Here is a 10388-nt window from a genome sequence, read left to right on the forward strand (position 1 = left end):
TTCGATAGAACAAGGAGGGAGCACGGCATGACGGTGCTCGTACTGGGCGGTGCACGCAGCGGCAAGAGCCGGTTTGCGGAACGGCTGGCAGCACGCTGGTCGGAGGAAAAAGGACTGCCCGTCACCTATTTGGCAACGTCGGCACCCATGGTCGAAGATGACGAATGGGCCGAACGCGTTCGCCGGCACCGCCAGCAGCGTCCAGCCACGTGGGCGGTGGCCGAAGTGCCCATGGCTGTGGCGGAATGGCTGGCAGCCGTGAAGACGCCCCAGATTGTGTTGGTGGACTGCCTGTCGCTGCTCGTAAACAACTGGTTGTTTCACGAGGGTATGGACCGAGACCTGCTGGCAGAGCGACGGCAGGCACTGGTGGACGCGTTGCAAACCACGCCGGCGACGGTGATTGCGGTCAGCAACGAGGTCGGCAGCGGCATTGTGCCGGAACAGGCGCTGTCTCGTTGCTATCGGGATGAATTGGGCTGGCTGAATCAGCAGGTGACTGCCGTGGCCAGCGCGGTTTACTGGGTGGTGGCCGGGATTGCCATCGACGTGAAGGCCACGGGTGTGACGATATGATCCGGATGGACCGCACCATCGGCGTACGCCGCGGTGAACGGCCGTCCCCACGCGGTCCGAAGCGTGGTCCAGGAAGGAAGGACGGTCTGTGAATCTGCTGGTCATCGCGGCTTGCGCAATGGCCCTGGACTTTATGGTGGGTGATCCGCCCGCTCTGCCACACCCCGTTCGCTGGATGGGCCGGTTCATTCGGTGGTTTGACACGCGTTTCAATCACTGGCAGTCCGACGAGGGATCGGCTGCGCGCTGGAAAGGCGTGGTCTTGGCTGCGGTGACGCCCATCGGTGCAGGAGGGTTGACGTGGCTGGTGATATGGGCGGCCGCTCGGTGGAACCCGTGGCTGGGGACGGTTCTCGGCATCGCCCTGTCCGCCACTACGATGGCCTGGCGGGGCCTGGTGGACGCCGGACAACGGGTTTACCAGGCGCTCACCACGCCGAACGAAACAGAAGCCCTCCGGTTGGAGGCAGGCAGGAGGGCGGTGGCACAGATTGTGGGACGGGATACGGAACACCTCTCCCGGGCAGAGGTGGTGCGGGCTGCCGTGGAGACCCTCGCCGAAAATGTGGTGGATGGCATCGTGGCTCCGGTGTTGTTCGCGGCGGTCGGCGGAGCCCCGCTGGCAATGGCGTACCGCGCGGTCAATACGCTGGATTCCATGGTCGGGTACCGAAACGAACGCTACGCCGACTTTGGCTGGGCATCCGCACGGTTGGACGACGCGCTCAACTACATTCCGGCTCGTATCACCGTCCTGTGCATGTGGATGTCCGCGGTGTTGCTGGGCTATCGGGCGAGCGAGGCGTGGCGCGTCATGCGGCGGGATGGCCGCAAACACCCGAGTCCCAACAGCGGATTGCCGGAGGCGCTGATGGCAGGCGCGCTCGGTGTTCAGTTGGGCGGGATCAATTATTATCACGGACGTGCGTCTCGACGAGCGTACCTGGGTGATCCGGAACATCCGCTCGACATCCCCCGGATTCGGGAGGCTATCCGAATGGTTCATGGCACGGCCGCGATGCTGTGGCTGCTGTTGACGATGGGAGGCGTCGGTTGGTGCTTCGTACATGGTTTTTAGCCCTTCAGTTCTGCACGATTCTGCCGGTTCCGCGTTCAGGTGCAACACCGACAGTGGACGATTTGCGGCGCAGTGTGATCTGGTATCCGGCCGTCGGGGTGATGTTAGGCGCCGCGCAGTGGCTTGTCCAGTCCATCGCCAGCCACTGGCTGCCCGCCTCGCTGACCGCAGGTCTCGGTGTGCTCGCGCTCACCGTGCTCACTGGAGGCCTGCACCTGGACGGCCTGATGGATACGATGGATGCGGTGGGCAGCCGACAGCGCGGTGACGCAGCGCTCGACATCATGAAGGACAGCCGGGTTGGCGCCATGGGCGTGCTCGCCGCCATATTCGCCATCGGATTGAAAGCGGCCGCGAGCGCGGCGGTTCCCGCGTCCGACTGGCTGCCCTTCCTCTGGGTGCCCTGCGTATCCCGCGCGGGCCTCGTCGCGTCCATGAACTTGGCCGGCGCAGCCCGGCCCGGACAGGGCCTTGGCGCCATATTCGCCAGACAGGTGCCCTGGTGGGTGGTGACCTGTGCAGTCGGCACACCGTTCCTGCTGCTGGCCCTCGGAGGCGCCCCGGTCAAATATCTGATGGCCACCGCCGGGATGGGGCTGTGGATGTGGGCTTGTGTGTCCTGGCTTGCCCGCCGGTTTGGCGGGATGACCGGGGATACGTACGGTGGTTTGCACGAGATGTTGGAAGTCGGTGGTTTCGTCATCGCCGCAGCATTGTCGCGGTGATGCGGCAACAGCCATCCGATGGAGACCTCTGTCGGCAGATATCTTGCATTTGGAAAGGAGATGTGCCCATGAACGGACCCATGGTGCACGGTGGGCGCGTGCATCGCTGGTGTGCCGAAGACCACCGCGGCCCGGCGGACATCCTGGACTTCAGCGCCAACCTGCACCCGCTCGGCCCACCCATGGAAGTTTGGCGAGCGCTGGAGGCCGCGCTGCCACTCATCCGGCACTATCCGGACGACACACAGCAGCATGTGAAGCAAGTCCTCGCAGAATATTACGACGTGGAGCCCGACACCTTGGTTTGCGGCAACGGCGCAACGGAGGTCATGGAGTTGATTGTCCGGACCATTCGCCCCACCCGCATCTGGGTGCTAGAGCCGGCGTTCGCGGAATACGAGGCCATCGCGCAGCGGATGCGAATTCCGGTGCAGTCACTGCCTTTATCCTCAACACCCCAGTACAACCTGCCGCTGGCTGAACTGGATGGACAGGTGCGCGCCGGCGAACTGGTTGTTCTCAACACGCCGCACAATCCCAGCGGCTGGCACTGGCCGAAAGCGACGTGGTTCACCGCCGTCAAACAGTGGACGCAAGCCGGTCGGTACGTGCTGATTGATGAATCGTTTCTTGACTTTCTGCCCGATGCAGCGTTGGAAACCACCGTGCGCGAGGCGACCGTGAACCCGCACTGGTTCACCGTGAAATCCGCCACCAAGCTGTTCGCGATACCGGGCTTGCGGTTTGGCTTCGCCATCATGCACCCGACCTGGGCCGACAGGATAAATACACTGCGGGACGGATGGAGCGTGAACAGTTTGGCTCAAGCGGCCGCAGCAGCCGCCTACCGCACGGCGCACTGGATGCATCGGACCCAGACCTGGTTGAGCGCGGAACAGGCATATATCCGGGACACGTGGCAGCGTCACCCGGCCATCCGGGTGCATCCGTTCTCGGTCAATTTTTTCCTGGTGAAGTGCCCTGCCGAATCGGCCGGACAGCAGCTCACCACATCGTTGCGTCAAGCGGGCCTCTACGTGCGCTCCTGTGCGTCCTTTCCGACGCTGGACAGCTCCTACCTGCGCATCGCCATCCGCTCGCACGAAGAAAACGTTCGCCTGTGGGAGACGGCAGCTCCGATGTTGGAGGCACTCATCGATGACAGATCGTGAATCGATTTACGGATCGACCACACCGTGTTATTGTTCAAACCGAGGTGAAGTCCTTTGGACGGATTGAAGAATCTCCGCGTTGTATTGACCGGCACGCGCCGCGTGGACGAACTGACCGCGTTGGTGGAAAAACTGGGCGGCGTCGCTCTGCATCGTCCGCTGCAAGCGACCGCGCCCGCAGATGCCGAGGCGCTCTTCGAAATGATTCGAAACCTGTGCGACATGCCGTTCGATTGGTTTCTGTTCACCACCGGATACGGGTTGGAACAATTGCTGACTGCGGCAAGGGAGAGCCATCTCGAACAAACCTTCACGGCTCGGCTGCAATCCGCCAAGCTCGCCGTGCGCGGGTACAAGGCGGCGCGCGTTCTGCAGAGGATGGCGTGCCGTCCAACACTGCGAGACGAGAATGGAACCGCCGCGTCGTTGTTGGAACCTCTCCTTCGTTCCGGCATTTCCGGAAAGCGGATTGCGGTTCAACTTCCAGGCCATGCCATGGCCGACGTGACAGAGCCGCTTCGACAGGCTGGAGCGTCGGTCTACGAATACCTGCCGTATCAGCACGATGTGGATTCAACCGATACCATCGAACGACTGCTGAACGAAGTCATCGAGCGGCAAGTGGACGCCGTCGCCTTCACCGTGGCGAGACAGGTGGAGATCCTGTTCGAGTACGCTTCAGAAGTCGGCGCGGAGCAGGCGCTTCGCAGCGCATTCGAAACGGTGATCGCCGCAGCTGTGGGGCACGTGACCGCAGACGCACTGCGCCGGTTCGGCGTTCAGAATGTCGTTGCGCCCGAAGAACAGCGCATGGGTGCCATGATGATTGCGCTGGCGCGCGCTGCGGATGCCCGTAAGACTACGCGGGGAGGGAGTCTCGATGCCACGTAATTCACCGTCTGGTCACGCCGCCTTGACCGCCCTGCTCAAACTGAACGGCAAACGTTGCACGGTCGTGGGGGGTGGGCGTGTGGCGGCCCGAAAGATTCGCAAACTGCTCGCCGCCGGAGCAAACGTCCGCGTCATCAGTCCGGACATCTGCGCCCCCATTCAGGACTGGGTGGACACCGGAGCGGTGGAGTGGGTCCAACGAGCGTTTGAACCCGGCGATACCGCGGACGCCTGGTTGATCTTTGCCGCGACCAACAACCGTGCCGTGAATCAACAGGTGTGGGAGGAGGGGGAACGATCAGGACGATTCGTCAACGTGTGTGACGATCCGTCCCTGTGTACCCTCACCATGCCCGCCGTCGCACAGCGCGGGCGGCTGCAGGTGGCCATTTCCACCGGTGGCACGCGTCCGTCGTGGGCCAGGCAGTTGCGCGAACGCCTGGAGCGGGATTGGGAGGAGGGGATCGATACGTTCAGCTCGGCGGCAAGAGCGTTTGCCGACGAGGCGGATTGACAAAACGCGCGTCCGACACGGTCAGGTCACCGAACCATTGGACGCGCACAATCTCCCGCAAACAGCGCGAGCAGCTCCGGCGCTTTCGTTCGATTCGCCCCGTCACAGCTGATATGGCGCTGCACGTCGAACGAATGAATCTCGGCACCGCGATACACGGACAGCGTGAAGTCGTTCAGATGATTGGAGATGAGCACGGGAATGCCTCTCGCAGCCGTCGCTCTCGCGGCCTCCGCCAGGCGCAGTTGTTCGCGGACGTCGAAGCCACCCGCGCTGTAACTGGTGAAGTTGGCCGTATCCGAGAGTGGTACGTAGGGGGGATCGCAGTAAATGACGTCCCCGGGCTGCGCTTCCGCCATGAGAACTTCAAAGTCGTCTGACCGGAACACCGCTGTTTTGGCCTTTTCGTAGAACAGCATCATTTCTTGGAACGGGAAGTACGGCTTTTTGTACCGCCCAAACGGCACATTGAAGTGACCGCTGTGATTGTACCTGCACAACCCATTGTAGCCATGGCGATTTAGATAGACGAACAACGCCGCTTTGCGCACCAGATCTGACGTATCATTGAATTCCTCGCGCAATGCGTAATACCGTTCAGGCGTATTGTTGTCCTCTGTGAACAATGCCTTGCACAGGTCCACAAAGGCTGGCCCCATCTGCTGCAATACCCGGTACACCAGGATCACATCGCGATTGATGTCGTTCAATACATTGCTTTCATACGCCGTATTCAAAAATACAGCGGCCGCGCCGGCAAACGGTTCAATCAGTCGGCGGCCGTCCGGCAGCAGGGCGCGGATTTTGTCGACAATGCGATACTTGTTTCCCGCCCATTTCAGGAAAGGTTTCATGCCAGCACTCCATGCGTGTTCGATACAAGCAAGTTTCGTCCGAATCCATTCGACAGACCTCGTAAGAAATCCTCTCATTCGGCGGCGAGGGATTGAACGAACCCGAACTTTCCAAACCGGCCACTCCCATGTATACTGAAAAAATCACAAGCATTCGCCATTTTCATTCAATGGTTAAGTTCAGGTTCGGGGAGAGAGAAGATGCAAAACGTTTACATCCTAGACACCACCCTGCGGGATGGGACACAGGCGGAAGGTGTGAGCCTGACTGTCGCCGATAAAATCAGAATTGCCCGCAAACTAGACGAATTCGGGATCGCCTACATCGAAGGAGGCTTCCCTGGAGCCAATCCCAAAGATCAGGAGTTCTTTCAGCAAGCGCGACGTGAATTGCGACTGAACCACGCCAAGCTCGTGGCATTTGGCAGCACGCGCAGACCGAACGCTTCCGCCGCATCGGACGAGGGCGTGCGAGCGCTGTTGGACAGCGGCACACCCGCGGTTGCGATTGTGGGAAAGGCGTGGGATTTTCACGTGCGCGACGCGTTGAACGTAACGCTGGAAGAGAATCTCCGCATGATTGCCGACACCGTTGCCTGGCTCAAGCAACACGGAAAAGAAGTCATATTTGATGCCGAACACTTCTTTGATGGATATCTGCGTCATCCGGATTACGCGCTGGCCACGCTGCGCGCGGCGGCGGAACACGGGGTGGACTGGATTGCCCTGTGCGACACCAACGGCGGAACGCTGCCGCACCAGATTGCCGAAATTGTGCGTCACGTGTGCGACTCCGTGCCCGTGCCCATCGGCATTCACGCACACAACGACTGTGAACTGGCGGTGGCGAATTCCCTGTCCGCCGTACAGGCCGGAGCGCGGATGGTGCACGGCACCATCAATGGCATCGGGGAACGCTGCGGCAACGCCAACCTAGCCTCCGTCATTCCCAACCTAGAGCTGAAACTCGGCGTCCCCTGCTTGGCTGATCGAGACCGCATCGCGCTCTTGACGGAAACGTCGCGGTACGTCGCAGAAGTGGCCAATCTGGTTCCCCATGGTTACCAACCGTTTGTCGGCCACAGCGCCTTTGCGCACAAGGGAGGGATCCATGTCAGCGCCATCCTGCGGGACCCGGAAACGTACGAGCATATCCCGCCCGAGTCCGTGGGCAACACCCGGCGGGTGCTGGTGTCGGAGCTCTCCGGTCTGTCCAATCTCCAGTACCGGGCGCAGGAACTCGGCATCGACCTGACGGACCGGAAAGAGGAAGTCCGCAGCCTCCTGCAAGTCATCAAGGAAATGGAATACCAGGGTTACCAGTTTGAAGGCGCCGAGGCGACCCAAGAGCTGTTGCTTATACGGGCGTTTGATCAGTACCATCCGCCATTTTCTCTGGTCTCCATGCGCGTGTTGTCCAGTAAGGAGGCGGTCGATGACATGTCGTCCGAAGCCATGGTCAAACTCACCGTCAATGGCCGGACCGTTCACACTGCGGCGGAGGGGAAGGGACCGGTCCACGCGCTGGACCATGCCCTCCGAAAAGCACTTCAGCCGTTCTACCCCGAGTTGGAGCGCGTACACCTGACCGACTACAAGGTGCGCGTGTTGAGCGGCATGGACGGAACAGCCGCCAAAGTTCGCGTCTTGATTGAATCCAGCAACGGTTATGATGTGTGGCGAACGGTGGGTGTATCGCACAATGTCATTGAAGCGAGTTGGGAGGCTCTGGCGGACAGCATCGGCTACTTTCTGGTGCGTCGAGCCCCCGTTTCCGCCCATTCGCCGTCTTCGTCCGGAAGTGCGTAATGCACGAGAAGGCGGGCGAACAGAGGGGCTGAAGTGGATGGAAAGTCCACGATCTCGCATGCCAGGATCATTACGTGTGCGTTCGGGACGTCCAAGGTCTCCGGATGGACCATGTCACCGGGTGAGTGATGGATGGATTGAGGGCAATAGATCCGTAAACGCGGTCCGTGACCCACGAATCCGTCCAAGGGCCGGCGGGGAAGGGGTAGGAATGGTGAACTGATTCATCCATACGCCGTGCAGAAAGTCCCGTTCGCGCACCACCAGGCGATGGGAATACACCTGTACATAGAGTCCTTCACTGCTGCCCACGGGCAGGTTCAACCGGTTGAGAGGATTTCGAACCGACGAGGTGTTCAGCATGGTGAACCCGTCTCTGAAGATGGTGCGCGGCTCATTGCGAAACGTTCTGTGGCTGTGGCCGGAGAAGAACACCACTTCCGGATGTTTCCTGAGGATTGCCTGCAGTCGTTCTGCGTGCACAATCGCGTTTCCGGTGCTGCCCGCGACCGTTTGCGGCAGAGGCTGGTGCAGAAACACGAAGACGGGGCGATGTCCGCCGCTGGCGTTCAGTGCGTTTTGCAACCACGTCAATTGCGCGTTGGAGAGATACGCCTGGTCTCCGATGCTTCGGCGAGTGATGCGCGACTGTTCGGAACCGAGCACGATGAACGGATACCCGGCAATCCAGCGCTCAAAATACACATTCGACATCCCCGTATTGTGAAGAAAACGTTGAATGCACGCGGTTTCCGTTTCGCCGTTGGGAAACGAACGCCTGTGCTGTCGGCCACGGGCGTCGCGAAACGCTGCGTAAAACTCATGGTTGCCTATGGCGAACAACACGTTCTTGGGATGCGGATTGTCGCGCAAGATCCGGTTCATGTAGTCGTAGTCGGACTGCATGCCCGTCACCGTCAGGTCTCCGTTGATAACGAGCGCCTGTTGGTTCGGATCCACCCGTTGAAGGTCGCGGAGCGCAGCGGCGAACCGAGCGGCCGCCTTGTGATCGACGTACGGTTTGCCAGCATCATTCTTGCCGGCGCGCACATGAATATCGCTGATGACCGAAAACGTGACCAGCGGCTCGGAATGCGCCTCGGCCACCGGATGGAAAACGCTCATCATCACGAGGAGAGCCATTGCTCCAGCCAACCATCTTCGCACCATCAATCCCTCTTTTCAGCCGAACGCTTGACGTTCCAACCGCTCACATCGGCATCTTTTTCATTGTTGACGAGATGACGCACCCGCGAACAAGTAAGTTTTGCCAACCACTATGCAGACAGGGAAAACCGTCGCATGCCGAGTTTGTTGGAGAGGGTCCATGAAAGAGGGAAATCGCAAGAAAGGCTGGTGGAGCCCCAGCCTCTCTTGCGATGGGAAAGGGATGCGCAATCCGCGCGGGAATGTAGTCGGAATGGACCTTACTTGGCAAATACGAAGTCGCCAATCCGAGCCACGGTGGGCTGATCAAAGACCCAGCTTCCCGCGGGTGTTTTCGCCGGATTGTAAAACACCAAGGCGTCGGGCACCAGATTCTCATGATTGACCAAAACCGCTTTTGCGGCCTCAATACTTGATTCATCCGGCGTGTTGTAAATCCAGCCGTTGGCCACGCATGTGAATTGGTAATGCCCGTCGGAAACCTGGAAGATCACATCTTTGATGGTGTTCGGGAAGCCTTGGCCAGTGCTGTGGGCGCGGTTGTACACGACATCGCCCACGGCGATTTGGGCATTCATCGGTTCTCCGTTGGCTTCCGCGTAAATCAACCGCGACAACCAGTACAGGTCCGTCGGATTCGCCGTGTTGGACGGTGCTGGCTGCATGGCGGCTGCATGAACGGTTGCGACCGTTTCGGCGCTCGGGACGGGCAGCGTCAAATGACTTCCAATCTGAAGGTTCCTCGGATTGACACCGGGATTCGCCCGCTCCAAACGATCCAGGGAAAACCCGTACCGTTTGGAAATGCGCCACAGCGTATCGTTGGGTTGAATGGTATAGGTCTCGGGCAATTTGAGCACGGTACCAGGGAGCAGGCGGTCAGCGCGAACGGTCGGATTCACCATCTCCAGCCCCGTCAACGAGACCTGATGTGCGCGCGAAATGCGCCACAACGTGTCTCCCTGTTGCACCTGCACTGTGGGGACATCGGCAAGGGCTGTGGTCACACCTATCCAGCCCGCAGCAACGGTTGCACCTGCAGCGAGTATGAACGACCGATTCAACAATAACACCCTCTCTGTTGCCTCCGGGGTTAGTTGACGGGTTTGGGAAGAGAAGGTCTCCCGAGTTCGATGACACGCATCTCACATTCACCCCTGTTCACGTCGCAACATGATCACGACGTCAACGCATGAAATCCCCCGTACGATCCGAAGACCGATTCGGCAGTAGTCTCTTTCATTGTGACGGCTCCTTTTGGGAGATGCCAAGTAGAGTCCGGTATGCTGTGTAAAAAGGGATGGCGCCCCGGGGCATAAATATGAGCCATCCCACCCTCTTTGGTAGAATGTGAGATTGGTCAGAATCACATCACCAGGAGGGATAGAAGATGGCTCAATACCAGATTACCCTGAACGACGAAACTTTGAAAGACCTCTTTCAGCAGGATGGGGGTGTAGCGAAACTCGTCGAGCAGGTGCTCAATCAGGTATTACAGGCCCAAGTGACGGAACAACTGAGGGCGGCACCGTATGAGCGGACCGATGAGCGGCAAGGGTACCGGAACGGGACTGTCCCTCACACCCTTACCACCCGTGTGGG

The 10388-nt window shown here is 59.9% G+C and carries 11 protein-coding genes and 1 riboswitch; of the genes, 8 read left to right on the plus strand and 3 right to left on the minus strand.

What is annotated here, in order from left to right; all coding sequences use genetic code 11:
• Positions 1-27 precede the first annotated feature (27 nt).
• The 6 genes from cobU (at position 28) to G463_RS19360 (ending at position 4956) form a co-directional block, all read left to right on the plus strand.
• On the plus strand, positions 28-576 hold the full coding sequence (cobU, locus tag G463_RS0107690) for a bifunctional adenosylcobinamide kinase/adenosylcobinamide-phosphate guanylyltransferase (RefSeq protein ID WP_026974703.1): 549 nt from the start codon (positions 28-30) through the stop codon (positions 574-576).
• A gap of 88 nt (positions 577-664) precedes the next feature.
• Positions 665-1654: an adenosylcobinamide-phosphate synthase CbiB gene (cbiB, locus tag G463_RS0107695; protein ID WP_084171367.1), complete on the plus strand. Its 990-nt coding sequence runs from the start codon at positions 665-667 to the stop codon at positions 1652-1654.
• The gene (cobS, locus tag G463_RS0107700) at positions 1633-2379 is read left to right on the plus strand and encodes an adenosylcobinamide-GDP ribazoletransferase (protein WP_026974705.1); all 747 of its coding nucleotides are present in this window, start codon (positions 1633-1635) and stop codon (positions 2377-2379) included. The genes cbiB and cobS overlap by 22 nt, the downstream gene beginning before the upstream one ends.
• Before the next feature lie 68 nt (positions 2380-2447).
• Complete coding sequence (locus G463_RS21680) at positions 2448-3551, plus strand: pyridoxal phosphate-dependent aminotransferase (protein ID WP_026974706.1); 1104 nt, start codon at positions 2448-2450, stop codon at positions 3549-3551.
• A 54-nt stretch (positions 3552-3605) separates the two neighbouring features.
• Positions 3606-4442: a uroporphyrinogen-III synthase gene (locus G463_RS19355; RefSeq protein ID WP_035486214.1), complete on the plus strand. Its 837-nt coding sequence runs from the start codon at positions 3606-3608 to the stop codon at positions 4440-4442.
• Entirely contained in the window at positions 4432-4956 is a 525-nt protein-coding gene (locus tag G463_RS19360) for a precorrin-2 dehydrogenase/sirohydrochlorin ferrochelatase family protein (RefSeq protein ID WP_051322064.1), read from the plus strand. Before G463_RS19355 ends, G463_RS19360 begins: the two co-directional genes overlap by 11 nt.
• A 26-nt stretch (positions 4957-4982) precedes the next feature.
• On the opposite strand, the gene G463_RS0107720 is transcribed toward G463_RS19360, so the two are convergent.
• Positions 4983-5810 (minus strand): Dam family site-specific DNA-(adenine-N6)-methyltransferase, encoded by an 828-nt coding sequence (locus G463_RS0107720; protein WP_026974707.1) that lies wholly within the window; start codon positions 5808-5810, stop codon positions 4983-4985.
• A 201-nt stretch (positions 5811-6011) separates the two neighbouring features.
• Here G463_RS0107720 and cimA point away from each other — a divergent pair, with 201 nt between their 5' ends.
• A complete protein-coding gene (cimA, locus tag G463_RS19365; protein ID WP_035486216.1) occupies positions 6012-7619 on the plus strand; it encodes a citramalate synthase in 1608 nt (535 codons plus the stop codon).
• Positions 7620-7733: 114 nt separating this feature from the next.
• On the opposite strand, the gene G463_RS19370 is transcribed toward cimA, so the two are convergent.
• The gene (locus G463_RS19370) at positions 7734-8786 is read right to left on the minus strand and encodes a metallophosphoesterase family protein (protein WP_169725441.1); all 1053 of its coding nucleotides are present in this window, start codon (positions 8784-8786) and stop codon (positions 7734-7736) included.
• 260 nt (positions 8787-9046) lie between these two features.
• A complete protein-coding gene (locus tag G463_RS0107735) occupies positions 9047-9859 on the minus strand; it encodes a LysM peptidoglycan-binding domain-containing protein (protein ID WP_026974708.1) in 813 nt (270 codons plus the stop codon).
• A riboswitch (cyclic di-AMP (ydaO/yuaA leader) is annotated at positions 9854-10025 on the minus strand. Its footprint overlaps the gene before it by 6 nt.
• 151 nt (positions 10026-10176) lie before the next feature.
• Between G463_RS0107735 and G463_RS0107740 the strand changes: the two genes are divergently transcribed.
• On the plus strand, positions 10177-10388 hold a 212-nt coding region (locus G463_RS0107740; RefSeq protein ID WP_026974709.1), incomplete at its 3' end, for a transposase.

It is taken from the genome of Alicyclobacillus contaminans DSM 17975, assembly GCF_000429525.1.
Classification (GTDB): Bacteria; Bacillota; Bacilli; order Alicyclobacillales; family Alicyclobacillaceae; genus Alicyclobacillus_A; species Alicyclobacillus_A contaminans.

Bases quoted from the DNA above. Each gene is read 5' to 3' on its own strand.
- cobU (WP_026974703.1), top strand. From the start codon at position 28: ATGACGGTGCTCGTACTGGGCGGTGCACGCAGCGGCAAGAGCCGGTTT.
- G463_RS21680 (WP_026974706.1), top strand. From the start codon at position 2,448: ATGAACGGACCCATGGTGCACGGTGGGCGCGTGCATCGCTGGTGTGCC.
- G463_RS19360 (WP_051322064.1), top strand. From the start codon at position 4,432: ATGCCACGTAATTCACCGTCTGGTCACGCCGCCTTGACCGCCCTGCTC.
- G463_RS0107720 (WP_026974707.1), bottom strand. From the start codon at position 5,810: ATGAAACCTTTCCTGAAATGGGCGGGAAACAAGTATCGCATTGTCGAC.
- cimA (WP_035486216.1), top strand. From the start codon at position 6,012: ATGCAAAACGTTTACATCCTAGACACCACCCTGCGGGATGGGACACAG.